Raw genomic sequence first — 19,340 nt, forward strand, 5'->3', positions numbered from 1 at the left:
AGTATTTTAAGCGAGTCTCCTTTTCAGGCGGTTCATTTATTGTCCAGGGAAGCAAATCGCTCAATCCTCATATAATAACAACCCGCAATGAGCAGGGAAAATGATTGCCCAAATTGTTTGATAACCCGTTGAAATTTATCACACGCAGAACCAACCGCTCAGAAGTGCTGGATCTGATTTGTCGACGTAATGGTTTTGAGTTTCGTCTTATCCGCCGCTGGATTACCGAAGAAAATCGCTTCTGTCTCTGGCTAACGAATTTGCCTGCGGACGGATTTACCGCCAGTGAGATCATGGATATTTATCTCTGCCGCTGGCAAATAGAACTGTTGTTCAAAGAGCTAAAATCGCATACAAATTGGCACAGATTTACCACAAGGAAAAAACGATAGCCACGGGATTCATCTGGCTCAAATCAATTATAGAAAGCCTGCTCCAAAAGGCGTGGTCGAAAACGTATTTTTGGCTGGAAAAAGCACAAAAATATTTATGCCAGAACGCTTTCAAAACACCACAAAGAAAATCATGTAAAAATAAAGTATCGGATGCGTGTTTTGAAAGAATCAATTATTAAGATCCTGTCTATGAGGTTAGGTTAGTCAATAATCTGCCATTCCCCAGGGGAAGCATTTCCCTTGGGGAAGTTCACTTCTTTTCAGAAAACATCTTTATGGCAAATCATAATCCGAATTTAAAACGAGCGCACAAAACATTTATGTAAATATAACATTATGCTTTTAATAGCATTACTCCAAAAATTATAGTGATTATACCTGCAATTTGTATTCTGCTTAGTCGCTCTCCGCGAATGAAAAAACCGAGTAAAGCGGTAACGCCACTTGCTAATGAACTTAACACTGTAACAATGGCTACATGACCGGTAGATGCTCCATAAGCTAATGATGCAAACCCAATTAAGCTGAAAAAACTAATTGAAAATACAATGCTGAGGATTTTAATTGGAGGAACTGAAAGATTGCTATGTTTTAGTAAAACCAAAAATAATATTACTATTGCTGTCAAATAATAGACCCAAAGAGCATTCAACACTCCCAAATCTTTAACCGCATACTCCCCTTGCAACCAGAATCCTATGCCAAACATTAAAGAAGATAAAAAAGCAAAAAAAATAGGTTCTAGGGTTTCTTTATTTTTGTCACTCGATTTAGGTATGCTTGTTAAACAGGCTCCAACCACACAAATAAAAAGACTGATAATGACAATAACAGTTAATGGCTTACCACTCAGGAGAGATAATATGGTTGTAACAGCACCATAAAGTGAAGCAATGGGAGCAACGATAGAAGATTTTCCTATCGATAAAGCTTTCAAGAGGAATACCATTGCAAGTAAATTACACAAAGATGCAGCAGTGCATATGATATAAGCCAATATACCTACATCGAAATTAAGTCCTTCAGAAAATAGAAATACAATTATAGTTAGTAGACCAAAACCAAAAAATTGACTATAAAAAAGAGATTTAGCAACACCTAGTTTTCTTGCTGCATGACCAGCCAAAAAGTCTGTACTTCCCCAGCATAAAGCTGAAAGTAACCCCATGAAAATAGGCATGATTCCCTCAACTATTTATATTTTATTTCAAGATGTTTATTTATTTCTTCTGCGTTACTCATGGCTTCAGCACAATTTTCGCCCTTCGCAAGAATATATCCAATTATCTTACCAAAATCCTTATTTTTTGAGTTTGAAGTAGTCATGCCCTTTTTGAATCCGAAAGATATTAAGTTATTGTTTTTCTCCTTAAATAGGACATCATCAACAATGCCAAGTTCATTTTGAAAAATGAAAAGATCTGCAACAAAATTATATGTTGGCTCTTTTTCAACAACAATTTCTTTTTCAATTCCGCATGCAAAGTTGATTAAAGTTTTAACCGCAGAAATACCTGAAGTTAGTAAAATTTGTTCAACTGCTCGCGCTCCCGCAATTCTAATATTGATCTCAACAAGAACTGGCCCATTTGATGTGTATATAAATTCAACATTTAAAGCTCCACCTTGAAGCCCTAATGTATTTACCCACATAAGAACATTACTGCAAGCAATTTGAAGTTGAATTTCTGAGAGATCTGATGGATGTGATATTCCTGTCATACACAAACTGTCATGTGGAGAAACAAAAATCCTATTTACTCCTAAAACATGCCATTCACCTTGATTATAAACCAACTCAGCACCATAAAAATGGCCTTCTAAAAACTGTTCAATTAAGAAGCCTTCATTTTTACGGCCAAGATATGAAATCGATTCTGATTCTGAAATATCTAAAATTGCTCTTTGATAGCTTTGTTCATCCTTACATAAGAATACGCGATTTGCACCCGCATCTCTAACAGGTTTAAGAACAAACGGATACGGTGTGTCGATTTTTTTATGCGAATCTCCTATTGATATAACCTCATATTTTGGTTGTGGAAATCCATTTAATGACAATATATCCCTCACATTTTTCTTATTGAATGAGTTATGTAGCCCTTTTAAATTTGGATGTGGAAGATTAAATTCAAGCGCTACTTCAGAAGCTGTTATCATTACCTCATCATAACACCCGAGAACAGCCCCAACATTAATTTCTTTTTTATTTAAAAAATCAATAATGATCTGACTGTTACATGTATCAATATCGTAAACAAAATCAAATAATGATTGATCAATTTCGTGATGAAAATTAGGTTTAAAATATTTTAATCCCGTAAGTAAAATAGGGGAATATCCTAACTCTCTTATATAATCTATGCCTGAAACCTCTGTTGGTTTTGATTCTATAAAAATAAATGTTTTCATTTTGTCCCTTATCCTTAATGGTTTGATTTAAAAAGGTAGGAAAGTTTGCAAGCCTATGATTTATAATCAATGACTATGCGTACAACAAATTCTACGTGATAAAGATATATTTTGGAATTTTTTTTCACAATTGATGATGAATTTTTATGAAAATATGTTGAAGTTGATGAAAAATTGAACTTTGTCACACTTCTTTTTTTATGGTGATGATATAAGATGATATATGCATTTTATGTATTAGATACAGTTAATTAAAAATAATTTTTTTCTTAAAATTAGCAATGAAATTGCCATGCTATCAATTGTTGATGTTTTTTAATTACATAAAAATAATTGATTAAAGTGACATTTTTTGCTCTATATGGTTACGCTTTATCTTAAATTATTATCTTAAATCGTCATATAGAATTGATAGGTTGCTCTGTTTCTTACTCTTAATATTGAAAGGAAATTATTATGTCTAAGATAAACAAAACAGTTTTTAGCCCATCCCCTTGGGAACCCAAAATGGGATATTCACGGGGTCGCCGAGTTGGTAATCAAATTTTTATCGCCGGATGCGTAGCTTCTGATGGTGATGGTAATGTAATGGGTAAAGATGCATATGAACAAACAATTTACATTATCGAAAAAATAGAAAAATATCTCAGGGAGCTTAATGGTGAACTTCCTGATGTAGTAAGTACAATAACTCATCTTAAAGATTTTAAGCATTTTGATGATTACTGTAGAGCTTTTAAAGAAAAGTTTGGTGAGATTAATCCTGTAAACACTACTATTGCAACTAATTCGATGGTTTTATCGGAACACTTAGTTGAAATAACTGCGATAGCCATCGATACCAAAGAGTAAAATCTCTCTGTATTAAATAAGGAGGCTTAGTATGGATAAGGTTAGTATTCTCCCTGGTTCTATTCTGAATGGAAGTATAGTTATACCCTCTTCTAAGCCTCATATGCAACGGGCTTTGTTGTTGAGTTTGTTAAATGAAAATAAAACAAGGATCACAAATATTTCATGGTGTACAGAAACTGAGGACTTGTTAACAGCTCTTCAAAAGTTTGGCCTTGATATTCTGAAAAGAACAAATAAAGAAATACTGCTAAAGGGTGTCAAACCTCCATTTTTTTGTAAAGGTGTAATAGACTCTAACGGTTCAGGTATGTTATTTAGAACCATTCTTGCCTTAGCTTCCCTTTCAGAGAATGATGTATACATCAAATGTAATAAGTCGCTATTTGGTAGAGATAGTATTTTAGATTTGGGATACTTATCGCATCTCAACTTGAAAGTGGAAAAAGAAGATTCTAATATCTTTCATGTTTCTAAGATGCTCCATTCGCATATAGTTCCAATATGCACAGCGAAAAGCACGCAATTCTTAACATTTTCATTAATGGTAAAACCTCTTTCTAAAAATAAAGAAATACTTATTGATAAAAAAGGAATTGATACGGATGGAAAGTATGGTTACTTAAAAATCACAATCGAAATGATGTCTTTGCTTGGATGTAACGTAATAGAGCTTGATTCCTGCTATTTAGTAACATCTTATGATAGTAAAGATATTGAATTAGTTATGCCTTCTGATTTCACAGCATTCAGTTATATTGCATCATCTGTGATAAGCATTGGCGAACCTTGTGTTGTGCGAATATGTAATTTTATATCAGGAAATACTCTTAATGAAGAGAAACTATTTAACATATATAAAAAACTTGGATTAATTATTGAAGTTGACTTAAAAAAAAATGAGATGGAAATATCAATTTCAAACCGGCAGGTGAATCTAAATGAAGAGTTTGATCTAAGGGAATTGCCTTCTGTAGCGACTAATATTATTGCGGCTGCCATTAACAATCATGGAAACGTCACATTTAATGGTTTATCTGCAATTAATAACCATAAATGCCAAAGAGCATTTGTTATTAGTGAAAATATCAGGAGCATGGGAGGTGAGTGCCAGCTAATATTTAATGAGGTTGGTGCTTTTACTAAGCTAAAAATAACTGGCAAAGGTCCGATTAACGGAGGTGGTCATATATCGAGTTATAATGATCATAGGATTTGTGCATCAAATATCATCGCCTCGTTGGGAGCAAAAAAAACGACAGTTATTGATAGTGTTGATAAGTTAAATGATGGGTTTCCTAATTTTATCGAATGCTTAAGTAAGTTAGGTGCAAAAATAAATTAAAACAAAGAGGTTTTTATGAAATATTATGGTAATAATTATCCTCCTTTTATTCAAATAAATAATACCACATATTTATATGGTAAATTAGATTTACCTGCATCAAAGAGTTCGTCGACGAGAGCTATATTAACAGCATCTTTAACTCCTGGGCTTTCTAGAATTAAGAATATTGCATCAGGCAACAATACAACCACAATGATTGATAATTGTAAATTGCTTGGTGCAAAATTTACTTATGATACTTACGGTACAACAGTAGTACAAGGCATTGACATAAAATCAATTGAAAAAAAGGTGACCTTTAATCCTGGGAATTCAGGTGTTGTTTTGCGTCTCTTGATGGGAATCGCTAGTTATTTACCTAGTTCAAAGTTTATAACAAATTATCACCATTCTTTAGGCCGGAGATCCCAGCTTGAAATGGTTGATGCCCTAAAGATGCTAAATGTTAAATGTAATGCTATTGGCCCAGAGGCCATTCTTCCAATTGAGATTGAGTCAGACCGAGACATAGGTGGTTATACCGAGATTTCATGTCGTAAAAGTTCACAGTTTTTAAGTGGCCTTCTTTATTTAGGGGCTGTTAGTAAAAAAGATCTTCATATAAAGGTAAAAGATTCGATTACTGCTCCCTCAATGGTTCATACGACTATTAACAATCTTAGAAAAGCAGGTATTTCCATAGATTACGATAACGATTTTAAGAATTTTTATACTTTAGGGAAAAGTGAGTTTATTCCCTCAGAGTTTAATGTGGGTGCGGATCCCGCTAGCACTGCTGCAATTTTGGCACTTTGTACTTCATTAAACTCTAATGTTACACTCAATGGATTTTTTGAGGAAGAATTAGGCAATGGAGCCGTCATTAATTATTTAATTCGAAGCGGTGCAATTATTACTCATATTAACGAAAGTTCAATTAATATAAAATCTGATGGAAAGCAAGTTTTAGCTCAAGATTTTGATGGCTCATTAGCCCCTGATGCTGTTCCGGCTCTTGCTGCATTAGCTGCTTTTGCTGATGGTAAGAGCACTTTTTATAATATAGAGCATATCAGATATAAAGAATCTGACCGTATATCAGACTTTCGAAAGGAATTAAATAAAATCGGTGTGAAATCTGAAGAAACATTCGATACACTTACCATTTATGGTAATCCTAACGGTTATAAAGGTGGTGTAGTTGTTGATGGGCATTTTGATCATGGGTTAATTATGGCTCTGACTACAATAGGCTTGCATTGTGAAGAACCACTCATCATAAATGAGCCATACCATGTTGGTCAGACTTATCCTGAGTACTTTTCTGAAATTTACAAGTTAGGTGCGGATGTTAATGAGTTGAAAGTTTCCGCCCCCATTCCTGAAGATGTATAATTTATTTCTACTATTCTAAGGATATAATTATGTGTGGAATTGGTGGTATTTTTAACCTCGAAAAATCAACTATTTTTGAATTAAATAATAAAATAACCTCTCTAATGTCGAAAATAGCACATCGAGGAGATTCAAATAGATTTAATGAAAATATAGTTAGGAATAACTTCGCACTTTCAACTAATAGACTTGCTATAGTTGATCGTGAAATAGCTATACAGCCTATATCCGATACTGAAAAAGATATTCATGTAGTATTAAATGGGCAGATATATAATTATAAAAAACTTAGAGATGAGATGAGCCTTTTAGGATATGAATTTCATAACAAAGGAGACGCTGAGGTCATTTTAGCTGCTTACATTTGCTATGGGAAATCCTTCGTTAAGAAACTTGATGGTATGTTTTCTTTTATTATTTTTGATAACAAAAATAATAAGTTTCTCTTAGCAAGAGATCATGTTGGTATTAAGCCATTGTATTATAGTAAAAAAGGAGTTGATTGGTATGTTGCATCTGAGCAAAAATCGCTAATTGAGTTTGGTTCAGAAATATATACTTTAGAGCCTGGTACTATATTTGATGGATATACTCACGATAAGTACATAAATTATGATAGTACAATAGATTCAAAGGATGATTTTAATTTTGCAAAGAATAAGGTTTTTTGTCTATTAGATGAAGCTGTAAGTAAAAGGGTTGATACCGATTTGCCTATCTCTGTAATGTTCAGTGGCGGCATTGATAGCGCTATTATTTTATATTTGGCAAATAAACATCATGATAATGTCACGGCTATTTCCTTTGGTGTTCCAGGTTCCAGTGATATTGATATCGCAGTTAGATATTGTGCTGAGAACAATATTAAGCATATTGTGTATACATTTTCTAATGATGATCTAATTAGAAATATTAATGATTCTATATATTTTGGGGAGTTTTTTGAAAAAATTGATATAATAGACTCCGCAATTGCACATTTTGGCTATTATGTCGCTAACAAATTTGGCTTTAAAATAGCTTTATGTGGTGAAGGTAGTGATGAAATATTTGCTGGATATGACTTATTCAAAACATCATCTTCACCAAGAGAACTATCCCACTATCGCTTAAAAAATCTTCATAGGACAGATTTGCAACGAGTAGATAGAGCAAGTATGAGAAATACGGTTGAAGCTCGTGTTCCATTTATGGATTCAGCACTTGTTCCTTATATACTAAGTCTCGATTTTTCATATAAACTCTATGGAAATATTGAAAAACACATTTTACGTGAAGCTTTCAGAGATAAACTTCCTGATTATATAGTTGATAGGCCAAAGATAAGAATGCCTGACGGTAGTGGGGTAAAAAATATTATTGTAGATTATATTGATACTTGTGAAACTAATCTACCGAAGAGTGTGGTTAGTAAATTGAATGAAATTGGACTAACTGATGAAGGATCTATTTTTCTTGCTGAGAAATATCTTTCTTACAACTATCCAATACCAACTCAGCGCTTTAAAGAGGTTAACAAGGATTTTTCCGAGTCAGGATATTTCGATTTTATTTCGTGAGGTTTTCTACAATAATTAAATTTATTTTCTAGCGCCCTATTACAGGGCGCATTCTATTTTTGGTCATGTATTCAACCCGTTGGTACTATTAAATAGTATATTCACGTTCAATGAAAGCACCTATGACCTTATCATGCATTTCCGGCGATTTAGAATAACCTAACGTCTTTCTATTGAGCCGTTTAAGTCGGTTGTGCAATGTTAAATTATCCCACTCAATATGTTGAGAGAAAGTCTTTCCAACAAGATGCTGGTTTTTGGGTAATAGATTGTACGTCTTGAAATTATTTGTATACCGGAAAACAATATTAAACGAGGTAAGCTTTTTAAGCAGTTTTTTGAGTATTTTTTTGTTTTTCGCCCCAAACGTATGAGCAATGATACATTTCAGACGAGACTCCCAAGCATACTGTAACCAGCGCCAGTATTTTTTATTGCCGACGAATGACTAGACTTCACTAACTTCACAAACAAATTGAATGTTGACTTTATCTAGGGGAAGTGTCGTTACGCATCGCGGTTTAAGTTTTTTAAAACGCGAGCAACAGAATTGATACTGATATGCAATGCACGGGCAGTATCACAGATATCGGCATTGTTCATAGCAAGGTCAACGATTTGCTCTTTTATACCAGCTTTGTATGCGCGATAGGCGTAATCGAGTTGAAAGGTTCGTTTACAGGAGAGGCTGCGATAGCGTTGATGGCCTGCTTCGCCTTTGCCGTGTTCAACTTGCTGACAAAACTGACATTTTACTTCAACCGTTGTCATTTCATTTTCAAAAAATGGCTATTTTACATATAAATCAACGGATTGAATACACAAACAGCCAATTGTTAATATATTTAACTGCATTTACTCCATTCATTAAATGTGCTTTAGGTCACATAATCCTGCCCAATCACCCCTATTTGACCTTAATTTGGGATAGTAGAGGCAATTTAAAGTTAAAAAATACTGCTTATTCAAACTATTACATAAATATTTTTCTGATTAAATATACGCAGTTCAGGGAAGGTATATAAACAAGGATTGTTTTCCTTTCCTAGTGTGTGTGAAGAATTCTTTTGGGATTCTAATAACTACTGTCCTGTTCGCAGGTAAAAGTCCTCGTTATCATCTTGCTCCCTCCCCCCTAAATGAGGGAGCTTTTTTTTATTCTGATGATTATCACTTGCCGTACAGATTAGCGTTCAGCTTCTCTATGGGCAATTTCAATTTCTTCAGACAGAATACGGATCCCTTCTTCGATTTTTTCCTCATCAGGGATATAGTTCATGCGCATGCATTGATGGGCATGAGGCCAATCATGTTCCAATCCCGGGAAAAAGAAATGGCCCGGAACCATCAGCACTTTCCTTTTCTTTAACCGCTGATAAAGCACTTCCGTCGTAATTGGCAAGTTCTTGAACCAGAGCCAGAGGAATATTGCACCTTCCGGTTTATGGATAAGGCAGCGTCCTTCTGGTAAGTGGCGACGAATAATTTCGATCACGCGCTCTACCCGTGCCTTATAAAACGGCTGGATGACATTCTGTGATAGGCGGAACAGATCATTTCGCCTGATCATCTCCAGAGCGATGGCAGGGCCGACGCCACCCGGAGCCAGGCTGATAATGCCGTTCATATTGCTGATCGCGCTGATGATTTTTTCATTGGCGATGATTATCCCACAGCGAGAACCCGGCAGGCCAAGTTTGGACAAACTCATGCACAGGATAATATTGGAGTTCCACAGCGGGGTAGCTTCGCTAAAAATAATGCCGGGAAATGGAACACCATAGGCATTGTCGATAAGCAAGGGGATTTGATGCTGTTGAGCAATTCCATCCAAACGCAGCAGTTCTTCGTCTGTAATGACATTGCCTGTTGGGTTGGTTGGGCGGGATACACAAATCAGATTGATATCTTCGGTAATATTCAAATGGTCGAAATCAACGTGATATTTAAATTGCCCGTTGGGCAGCAGTTCTATATTGGGTTTATTCGCAACAAATAACCCTTCATCCAGCCCGGAATCTGAATAGCCGATATATTCTGGCGCAAGGGGAAATAAAACCCGTTTCATTGAGCCGTCTTCAGACCGGCCGGCAAATAAATTGAATAGATAGAAAAAAGCGCTTTGGCTGCCGTTGGTCAGAGCAATATTCTGCGGTTGGATCTCCCACCCCAGTTTTTCCTGTAATTCTTGAGCCAGTGCATTTATAAGCGTATTTTTCCCTTGTGGCCCGTCATAGTTACAGAGTGTTTCGCTCAATTGGCCGCTTGACGCCATGTCAGTCAATATTTGCTGGAAATAATCATCCATTTCAGGAATATGGGCAGGATTGCCACCACCCAACATAATTGCGCCAGGTGTTCTAAGACCTTGGTTGAGATCATTCATCAAGCGAGTGATCCCTGAATTTTGTGTAAATTTGTTTCCAAATTGCGAGAATTTCATAACGGTGTTTGCGTCTGTTTTTGTATAAGATGGAGACACCATACTCTGCCCATTACTAGGGTGCAATGGAGTAAAGTAGCCATTCTGTGTTTCTATATATTGTGTGTCGGGTATTTTTTGGATTTAACAACCTGATATTTGAGTTTAATCCAGTTTTTTATTTTAACGTGATATTTTTGTTTATTTTTATGCGCTAATTTTAAATTTTTCTCCACTCATCGATAATTAACTTACGTGACAAATTATTTTGAATGAGCGCCATTTTTAATTTGGGCTATTTTCTTTCACTACTTCTGGCTATTTTCGGCATAGGCAATTGGTGAGGTGATCATTTACCAAGCCTGCCGCCTGCATAAAAGCATAGCAGGTTGTACTGCCAATAAATTTAAACCCACGCTTTTTCAATGCAGTGGAAAGGGCGTCAGAAATATCAGTTTGAGCAGGAACTTCTGCCGAAGTTTCCCAGTGATTGATCCGGGGTGAACCATCCACAAAGCGCCAGATAAACTTGCTGAAATCGTCACCTTGTTCTTCCATGCGCAGATAAGCGCGGGCATTATGAATAATTGCGTTGATTTTCGCGCGATTACGCACAATGGCAGGATCTTTCATTAATCGTTCAACATCGCTTTCATCCATGTTAGCAATTTTGGCCGGATCAAATTGGTGATAGCACTTTCTATACCCTTCGCGCTTTTTCAGAATAGTGAGCCATGATAAGCCAGCTTGTTGCCCTTCAAGGCAAATCAATTCGAAAAGCTGTTGGCTTTCTTTCAATGGCTTGCCCCATTCATTGTCATGGTAGGCCAAATAATCAGGATCAGATGTTACCCAACCGCAGCGAGTGCTTTCCGTGTTCATAACGGCTTTATCCATAAATGCTTTTTCCGTAAGTGCCTTGCTCATAAACTAAACATCCTTGCAGATGAAGTTGAAGAATAGAACTGATTTTAGCTGTATAAATATACAAGTAAAGAGACTTAAATAAGATTTTTTTATACTGCGGCAAAATTGGCAGACGATCAGTGCTGTATATCTTACGGTCAAAGGGTATACTGACCCCTTTCGTTTAATTCTTATGTATCGCGTGCGGATTCAACATGCAAAAGTTTGATACCAAAACCTTTCAAGGGCTCATCCTGACATTACAGGATTACTGGGCGAATCAAGGCTGTACCATTGTCCAACCACTGGATATGGAAGTCGGCGCAGGAACCTCTCATCCTATAACCTGTTTGCGTGCTTTGGGGCCTGAGCCTATTGCCGCAGCTTATGTGCAACCTTCCCGTCGTCCAACTGACGGTCGTTATGGCGAAAACCCAAACCGCCTCCAGCACTACTACCAATTTCAGGTTATTATCAAGCCATCGCCGGATAATATTCAGGAGCTGTATCTTGGTTCTTTGAAAGAACTGGGGCTTGATCCTACCGTTCACGATATCCGTTTTGTTGAAGATAACTGGGAGAACCCGACTCTGGGAGCTTGGGGGCTGGGTTGGGAAGTTTGGTTAAATGGTATGGAAGTGACTCAGTTCACTTACTTCCAGCAGGTTGGCGGCCTTGAGTGCAAGCCTGTAACCGGCGAGATTACTTACGGTCTGGAACGTCTGGCGATGTATATTCAGGGTGTTGACAGCGTTTACGATCTGGTATGGAGCGACGGCCCGCTGGGTAAAACCACATATGGCGATATTTATCACCAGAATGAAGTTGAACAATCCACTTATAACTTCGAGCACGCCGATGTGGATTTCCTGTTCACCTGCTTTGAACAGTATGAAAAAGAAGCGAAGGAATTGTTGGAACTGGAAGTTCCGCTGCCATTGCCAGCCTATGAGCGCACTCTGAAAGCGGGTCATACGTTCAACTTGCTGGATGCCCGCAAAGCGATTTCCGTGACTGAACGTCAGCGTTATATCCTGCGCATTCGCACCCTGACCAAAGCAGTTGCTGAAGCTTATTATGCCTCCCGCGAGGCGCTTGGCTTCCCTATGTGTAACAAGACTATTCGTAATAAGAACTAAGAGGCCATCATGACTCAACAGACTTTCCTTGTGGAAATCGGTACAGAAGAGCTACCACCAAAAGCACTGCGTTCGCTGGCTGAATCTTTTAAGGCTAATTTTGAAGCAGAGCTGGATAACGCTAATCTGGGTCATGGTGAAGTTAGCTGGTTTGCGGCTCCTCGCCGTTTGGCGCTGAAAGTGGCAGATCTGGCTGCGGCACAGGCTGATCGCGAAGTTGAAAAACGTGGCCCTGCAATTGCTCAGGCGTTCGATGCCGAAGGCAAACCGACCAAAGCGGCGGAAGGTTGGGCCCGTGGTTGCGGCATTACCGTGGATCAGGCTGAGCGCATGGTCACGGATAAAGGTGAGTGGCTGCTCTATCGTGCCCAAGTCAAAGGCCGTGAAGCCAAAGCGCTGTTGGCAGATATGGTGAGCAACTCTCTGGCTAAACTGCCTATCCCTAAGTTAATGCGCTGGGGTGATAAAGAAACCCAATTTGTTCGTCCGGTACATACTGTCACTATGCTGCTGGGCAGCGAAGTGGTTGACGGCAACATTCTGGGTATCAAATCAGATCGCATTGTTCGCGGGCACCGCTTTATGGGTGAATCTGAATTCACCATTGAGAATGCTGAACAGTATCCGGCTATTTTGCTGGAACGTGGCCGCGTGGTTGCAGATTATGAAGCGCGTAAAGCGGCGATCAAACGTGATGCAGAGCAGGCAGCCGCTCAACTTGGTGGTGTGGCTGATCTGAATGACAGCTTGCTGGAAGAAGTGACCTCGCTGGTGGAATTTCCTGTCGTTCTGACGGCGAAATTCGAAGAAAAATTCCTCGAAGTTCCTGCCGAAGCACTGGTTTACACCATGAAAGGTGACCAGAAATATTTCCCTGTTTACGATAAGTCAGGAAACTTGATGGCGAACTTCATTTTCGTCAGCAATATCGAATCTTCTGATCCGCAGCAAATTATTTCCGGTAACGAAAAAGTAGTACGTCCACGCTTGGCAGATGCGGAGTTCTTCTTCAAAACAGACCGCAAGCAGCGTCTGGAAGATAATCTTCCTCGTCTGGAAACCGTCCTGTTCCAGAAACAGTTGGGTACACTGCGAGACAAAACCGATCGCATTCAGGCTTTGTCTGGCTGGATTGCGGAACAAATCGGCGCAAATGTGGAACATGCGGCTCGTGCGGGTTTGCTGTCCAAATGTGACCTGATGACCAACATGGTGTTCGAATTCACCGATACACAGGGCGTGATGGGGATGCACTATGCCCGTCATGATGGCGAAGCCGAAGAGGTGGCGCTGGCATTGAACGAACAGTATCAGCCGCGTTTCTCGGGTGATGAATTGCCATCAACAGGCGTTTCCTGTGCTGTCGCCATTGCCGATAAAATGGATACGTTGGCAGGGATCTTCGGTATCGGCCAGCATCCGAAAGGGGATAAAGACCCGTTTGCGTTGCGCCGTGCGGCATTGGGCATTCTGCGCATCATCGTTGAGAAAAAACTGCCTCTCGATCTCCAGACATTGGCAGAAGAAGCGGTGCGTCTGTACGGTGACAAGCTGACCAATGAGAAAGCTGTGGATGATGTGGTTGAGTTTATGCTCGGTCGTTTCCGCGCTTGGTATCAGGAGCTGGGTTACAGCGTTGATACCATTCAGGCAGTGCTGGCACGTCGTCCGACCCAACCTGCTGATTTTGATGCCCGCATGAAAGCGGTGACGCACTTCCGCACCTTAGATGAGGCGGTTTCTCTGGCGGCAGCCAATAAACGTGTTTCCAACATTCTGGCAAAATCAGAAGAGAAACTGAATGACAGCGTTCAGGCGTCTGTCTTGAAAGCAGCAGAAGAGATCCAACTGGCAACACATTTGGTTGTGTTGAAAGAAAAACTGGTGCCACTGTTTGCGGAAGGTAATTATCAGGATGCGTTGGTTGAATTGGCTTCCCTGCGTGAAGTGGTCGATGCGTTCTTCGATAATGTGATGGTTATGGATGAAGACTTGCAAGTCAGAATCAACCGCCTGACATTATTGAGCGAGTTGCGTGATCTGTTCTTGCGTGTTGCAGATATTTCACTGCTCCAATAAGTACTATCCGGCGAATATTATTGGATTGTTCGCCTGAAGTTATGGTTTGAAATAGAACTTAGTTGTGTAAAACCGCCCGCTTAATCACGGGCGGTTTTCTTTTTAGGCGCTACGTTTTTTTTATGGCCCAGTAAGTGCCGACAGACACTAACAGCCAAGTCATCATAGTGGCACTGATAGTGGCTTCTGAAAGGATGCTGGTATTACCATACAGCTGCATGAGCACGACCAACACGGGCATCAGAGGAGAGATAATCGCTACCCTGAATGGGTCGAGGCTTTTTAGGGCGAATTGTATCAATACCATCGGTATCATCACAAAGATTAAGGTCGTCAGTAGAATGGACACTGCCAGCTCTTGATTGAACACGACCGTGTGAGTGGAAAAGCCAATAATGCCGGAGAGGATGATGGTGAGGTAAAAACGAAGGCACATGACATCCACAATACCAAAACCATTCAGCATGATTTTTTTAGTCAGGATATTGTTCACCGACGTTGCAATACCGGCAAGATAGCAGCACAGCAACGACAGAGCAATTTGCAGAGGCGGTGTGCCTGCGATGATGCCTTCGCCATACCAAGCCCTAATGCTAAGAAAGACAATAATAAGAAACAGAGCCACGCTGATGCTCAGTAGTTTGAGTGATAAAGCCTGTTTCAGGAACAGGCGAGAAATCACCGCCGTCGCAATCGGATTGATTCCAAGGGTGAGTGTCGTGACCAATGTGGGTTGGAGGTAAGTTAGTGGATAAATCAGTAACCCCCAGCCGACAAAGCTACTGATATTGAGGAGAAATACTGGGCCGATAACGCTCTTTTCTCGGATACGGCGCCACAGCGTACTGATGTGGCGGATATTCCAGAATAAAAAAACCACGGTAGTGAGAGTAAAAGTAAAAAAACAGACGATGAAAGGACTTAAACGCTGACTGATTTCACTCGTCATGAGCATTGAAAAGGCGGTGATAAAGCACCAACTATAAGCTGCAAAGTAACCCATATATTGACGCATACTATTTCCTTTAATGAGCTATGGTTCCATAGCCAGTTTTATTTTTTCATCACGAATTTTTACGCTCGGCCAAGAAGGATATTGAGCATGCGTCTCAGTGGCTCTGCGGCCCCCCAAAGTAGTTGATCGCCTACCGTGAATACGGAATAGATGGGCTCATTATTGAGTGACATTTTTTTATAACGGCCTATGCCAACTTTGAGTGAATTACTGATAGCGGCAGGGGTTAACTGGCTAATGCTGTCTTCTTTATTGTTTGGCACATAGTTCACCCACGGATGCGCGTTTTGCACTAGGCTGGCAAACTCTTGTTCACTCACTTCACGTTTCAATTTCATCGTAATAGCGGCACTGTGGCAGCGTATAACCCCAACGCGAACGCACAAACCATTAACAGGGATAGTACCCGGCGGTAGCCCCAGAATTTTGTTGGTTTCCACTTCACCTTTCCATTCTTCCCGACTGTTTCCATCACCGAGATCGCTATCTATCCAAGGGATGATGCTACCCATTAATGGCGCACCTAGAGCGTCGGTTGGCATTTCTGAATTGGAGATCAACTCGCTGATTTTTTTTACCAACGGCAGTATGGGTGATTTAACGGCGAGTTCTTCCTGATTGAGATGTTGGTTGACGTAAGCACTCTGGGCAATTAATTCGCGCACTTGTTTGGCGCCGGCGCCGGAAGCAGATTGGTAGGTCATCAGGCTCATCCATTCAATTAAATCTGCTTTGATTAACCCTGCGAGGCCGATTAGGCTCAGAGTAATAGAACAGTTTCCCCCCACAAACAGTTTAAGTCCGTCATTAAGCGCTTTGTCGATTTGTGTGCGATTAACCGGATCAAGGATAATGCAGGCCTCTTTATCCATACGCAGCGCCGAGGCAGCGTCAATCCAATAACCTTGCCAGCCGCTCTTTTTCAATGTTGGGTAAACTGCTTTGGTGTAATCGCCACCCTGGCAGGTGATGATGATATCCATCTCTGCCAACGCTTGAATATTATTGGCATCCTTTAACTGGTAAGTGGTGCCATTAATGGTTGGCCCGATAGATCCTGCACTGGAGGTGCTGTAAAAATGTGGGGCAATGCCTTGGAAATTACCCTCTTCCAACATGCGTTCCAGTAAGACTGAACCCACCATTCCCCGCCAACCGACTAAGCCTACTTGTTTCATATTCCTTAACCCGTATTAAGTTAGAATTGTTAACAGTATGAATGAAATTTGTTATATACCCTATGAATTTCAAGATGCATCTCGGCGGCAAGGGAATGAATCTCCGGTCACATAGCTAACTATGTGACCGGAGTGAATGAGCACAGCCAATAAAGAGGCAACTTGAAAGACGACGGGTACATTAGAGTCAGATTGAAGTCATTAACGTCCGGACGATGCCATTTATATCTGCCATGGCGTACATTATGGTTGTATTCTCGCCAATTAAACACTTATCTTTAAAAAGGTATTGACGGTTTGCGGCGCTGGCAGTAAGATGCGCTTCGTTTTCGGCGAGTAGCGCAGCTTGGTAGCGCAACTGGTTTGGGACCAGTGGGTCGGAGGTTCGAATCCTCTCTCGCCGACCAGCATTCAGAAACCCCGCTCTTATGAGCGGGGTTTTTTCTTATGTGGCATTTTTACTTTTTTATAAACCTTGTAGGCTGATAAAAAAGTAAAAAATACCTCTCTCACTTTTTATCATCCTTACTTAGATCTGTTTTTGATTTTTTTATAAATTAAATTAATGCATAAGATGGCTGATTTAATAAATAACATGACAATTTGCATGTTAACTGATTATATTTAAATCAATTATCCTTACAGGATATTCCCCGGATCTTATGTTTCCCCGCCTTTTTTGTAAGCTCACCTATCTATTATTTACGTAATTGGTCACAAATTAGAAAATATCGTCATTAGATATTAATTCTGATTATTTGCCGATTATTTGGTTGTATTGTCTACTTAACGTGCGTGATGTCATATTTTTTAACCAAGTTTGTTAATAATTTTTTGCTTTTATGTTTTTCTTATGTGTGTAACGTAATGTGTACTTATGTTGACGTTAGGCATAACAATTGATTAATTGATAAACGAAAAACTATAAAACAAGCTGGGACAGTGGCATTTAGGAAGAAAACTCTGGGCTGGCTAGAACACAATAAACATAACAAACGGAGCTTAAGTAATGGCAATCTCCAAAAAAAAACAGTCCAGCTTTTTGAAACTGGGCGTCGGTCTTATCGCTCTGGCCGTAACTGCCAGCATTCAGGCTAAAACGCTGGTTTACTGTTCCGAAGGTTCCCCTGAAGGATTCAATCCACAGTTATTTACGACTGGGACGACTTTCGATGCCACGGCCAGGCCAATTTATAGCCGACTGGTGGATTTCAAATTAGGGACAACAGAGGTTATTCCTAGCCTGTCTGAACGGTGGGAAGTCAGTGAGGATGGTAAAAGCTATACGTTTTATTTGCGTAAGGGCGTGAAATGGCAGAGCAATAAAGATTTCAAGCCAACACGTGATTTCAATGCTGATGATGTTATTTTTACTTTTATGCGTCAGAAGGATAAAAACAATCCTTACCATAAAGTTTCTGGCGGCGGCTATGAATTCTTTATTGGCATGGATATGGGGAATCTCATCAGCAAAATAGAAAAAGTGGACGACTATACTGTTCGCTTTGTGTTATCTCGTCCTGAATCTCCTTTCCTGGCTAATTTAGCAATGGATTTCGCTTCAATTATTTCCAAAGAGTATGCTGATGTCATGATGAAGGCTGGTACACCGGAGAAAGTTGACCTGAATCCGATTGGTACAGGCCCGTTCCAACTACAGCAATATCAGAAAGATTCCCGCATTCTCTATAAGGCATTCAAAGATTATTGGGAAGGACCCGCGAAAATCGATCGTCTGGTTTTCTCCATTACTCCTGATGCTTCTGTTCGTTATGCAAAATTGCAGAAAAATGAATGTCAGATTATGCCGTACCCAAATCCGGCCGATATTGCCCGCATGAAGCAGGATAAAAATATTGTCCTGAAAGAGCAGGCGGGATTGAACATCGGTTACCTCTCATTCAATGTCTCTAAGCCTCCTATGGATAACCTGAAAGTGCGTCAGGCATTGACACTGGCTGTAAATAAAGACGCCATCATTGAAGCGGTGTATCAAGGGGCAGGGCAAAAAGCGAAGAACCTGATTCCCCCTACAATGTGGAGTTACAACAATGACATTAAAGATTACAGCTATGATCCCGCCAAGGCGAAGGAATTGTTGAAAGAAGCAGGCTTCCCAAATGGTTTTGAAACGGATTTGTGGGCTATGCCAATACAGCGTCCGTATAACCCCAATGCCCGTCGCATGGCGGAAATGATCCAAGCTGACTGGGCGAAAATTGGTGTTAAAGCAAAAATCGTCAGTTACGAGTGGGGAGAATACCTGAAACGTGCCAAAGACGGGGAGCCGAAAACCGTAATGATGGGATGGACAGGGGATAATGGTGATCCTGATAATTTCTTTACTCCACTGTTTAGTTGTACAGCCCAAGAACAGGGTTCCAACTATTCAAAATGGTGCTACAAGCCATTTGAAGATCTTATTGTAGCTGCCCGCGAATCCACTGATATCAATAAACGAACGGATCTTTATAAGCAAGCTCAGGTGGTGATGCATGAGCAAGTCCCTGCATTGATGATTGCCCACTCGACGGTTTACGAACCTATCCGTAAAGAAGTGAAAGGCTATGTGGTCGATCCGCTCGGCAAACACCTCTTTTACAATGTTGATCTCAAATAACTCTTGCTGCTGAGCTGTTGTGATTTTCCATCCCCCAGATT

At 39.8% G+C, this 19,340-nt stretch carries 14 protein-coding genes, 1 tRNA gene and 1 pseudogene; 9 read left to right on the forward strand and 7 right to left on the reverse strand.

What is annotated here, in order from left to right:
* Positions 1-104 precede the first annotated feature (104 nt).
* A complete protein-coding gene (locus FE392_RS02345; RefSeq protein ID WP_319928619.1) occupies positions 105-392 on the forward strand; it encodes a transposase in 288 nt (95 codons plus the stop codon).
* Positions 393-729: 337 nt separating this feature from the next.
* Here the strand turns inward: FE392_RS02345 and FE392_RS02350 are convergent, their stop codons facing one another.
* Positions 730-1,575 carry a DMT family transporter gene (locus tag FE392_RS02350; protein ID WP_319928620.1) on the reverse strand — a complete coding sequence of 282 codons (846 nt, stop codon included), beginning with the start codon at positions 1,573-1,575 and terminating at the stop codon, positions 730-732.
* A gap of 11 nt (positions 1,576-1,586) precedes the next feature.
* A complete protein-coding gene (locus tag FE392_RS02355) occupies positions 1,587-2,807 on the reverse strand; it encodes an ATP-grasp domain-containing protein (RefSeq protein WP_319928621.1) in 1,221 nt (406 codons plus the stop codon).
* A 456-nt stretch (positions 2,808-3,263) separates the two neighbouring features.
* On the opposite strand from FE392_RS02355, the gene FE392_RS02360 reads away from it, so the two are divergent.
* Genes FE392_RS02360 through FE392_RS02375 form a run of 4 tightly spaced genes read left to right on the forward strand, consistent with a single transcriptional unit; the run spans position 3,264 to position 7,940 of the window.
* The gene (locus FE392_RS02360; RefSeq protein ID WP_319928622.1) at positions 3,264-3,659 is read left to right on the forward strand and encodes a RidA family protein; all 396 of its coding nucleotides are present in this window, start codon (positions 3,264-3,266) and stop codon (positions 3,657-3,659) included.
* Between the two features lie 31 nt (positions 3,660-3,690).
* A complete protein-coding gene (locus FE392_RS02365) occupies positions 3,691-5,004 on the forward strand; it encodes a carboxyvinyltransferase (protein WP_319928623.1) in 1,314 nt (437 codons plus the stop codon).
* Positions 5,005-5,019: 15 nt separating this feature from the next.
* Positions 5,020-6,381 carry a 3-phosphoshikimate 1-carboxyvinyltransferase gene (aroA, locus tag FE392_RS02370; protein ID WP_319928624.1) on the forward strand — a complete coding sequence of 454 codons (1,362 nt, stop codon included), beginning with the start codon at positions 5,020-5,022 and terminating at the stop codon, positions 6,379-6,381.
* Between the two features lie 29 nt (positions 6,382-6,410).
* A complete protein-coding gene (locus FE392_RS02375) occupies positions 6,411-7,940 on the forward strand; it encodes an asparagine synthetase B family protein (RefSeq protein ID WP_319928625.1) in 1,530 nt (509 codons plus the stop codon).
* Positions 7,941-8,028: 88 nt separating this feature from the next.
* Here the strand turns inward: FE392_RS02375 and FE392_RS02380 are convergent.
* The 3 genes and pseudogenes from FE392_RS02380 to FE392_RS02390 form a co-directional block, all read right to left on the reverse strand.
* Positions 8,029-8,711, reverse strand: a pseudogene (locus FE392_RS02380) (IS1 family transposase).
* 415 nt (positions 8,712-9,126) lie between these two features.
* The gene (locus FE392_RS02385; protein WP_319928626.1) at positions 9,127-10,383 is read right to left on the reverse strand and encodes a valine--pyruvate transaminase; all 1,257 of its coding nucleotides are present in this window, start codon (positions 10,381-10,383) and stop codon (positions 9,127-9,129) included.
* A 297-nt stretch (positions 10,384-10,680) separates the two neighbouring features.
* Positions 10,681-11,244: a DNA-3-methyladenine glycosylase I gene (locus FE392_RS02390; RefSeq protein ID WP_319928721.1), complete on the reverse strand. Its 564-nt coding sequence runs from the start codon at positions 11,242-11,244 to the stop codon at positions 10,681-10,683.
* A gap of 239 nt (positions 11,245-11,483) precedes the next feature.
* Here FE392_RS02390 and glyQ point away from each other — a divergent pair, with 239 nt between their 5' ends.
* Positions 11,484-12,407 (forward strand): glycine--tRNA ligase subunit alpha, encoded by a 924-nt coding sequence (gene glyQ, locus FE392_RS02395; protein ID WP_319928627.1) that lies wholly within the window; start codon positions 11,484-11,486, stop codon positions 12,405-12,407.
* A 9-nt stretch (positions 12,408-12,416) separates the two neighbouring features.
* Positions 12,417-14,486 carry a glycine--tRNA ligase subunit beta gene (gene glyS, locus FE392_RS02400; RefSeq protein WP_319928628.1) on the forward strand — a complete coding sequence of 690 codons (2,070 nt, stop codon included), beginning with the start codon at positions 12,417-12,419 and terminating at the stop codon, positions 14,484-14,486.
* Positions 14,487-14,595: 109 nt separating this feature from the next.
* On the opposite strand, the gene FE392_RS02405 is transcribed toward glyS, so the two are convergent.
* Positions 14,596-15,501, reverse strand: a complete 906-nt coding sequence (locus tag FE392_RS02405) for an EamA family transporter (protein WP_319928629.1) — start codon at positions 15,499-15,501, stop codon at positions 14,596-14,598.
* Positions 15,502-15,560: 59 nt separating this feature from the next.
* Positions 15,561-16,679, reverse strand: coding sequence for an aspartate-semialdehyde dehydrogenase (gene asd, locus FE392_RS02410; RefSeq protein ID WP_319928630.1), 1,119 nt, complete (start codon positions 16,677-16,679; stop codon positions 15,561-15,563).
* Positions 16,680-17,009: 330 nt separating this feature from the next.
* On the opposite strand from asd, the gene FE392_RS02415 reads away from it, so the two are divergent.
* Positions 17,010-17,086: transfer RNA gene (locus FE392_RS02415), tRNA-Pro, on the forward strand.
* A 602-nt stretch (positions 17,087-17,688) separates the two neighbouring features.
* The gene (gene dppA, locus FE392_RS02420) at positions 17,689-19,299 is read left to right on the forward strand and encodes a dipeptide ABC transporter periplasmic-binding protein DppA (RefSeq protein WP_319928631.1); all 1,611 of its coding nucleotides are present in this window, start codon (positions 17,689-17,691) and stop codon (positions 19,297-19,299) included.
* The last annotated feature ends 41 nt before the right edge of the window (positions 19,300-19,340 follow it).

The sequence above is a fragment of the Xenorhabdus santafensis genome, assembly GCF_033949405.1.
Classification (GTDB): Bacteria; Pseudomonadota; Gammaproteobacteria; order Enterobacterales; family Enterobacteriaceae; genus Xenorhabdus; species Xenorhabdus santafensis.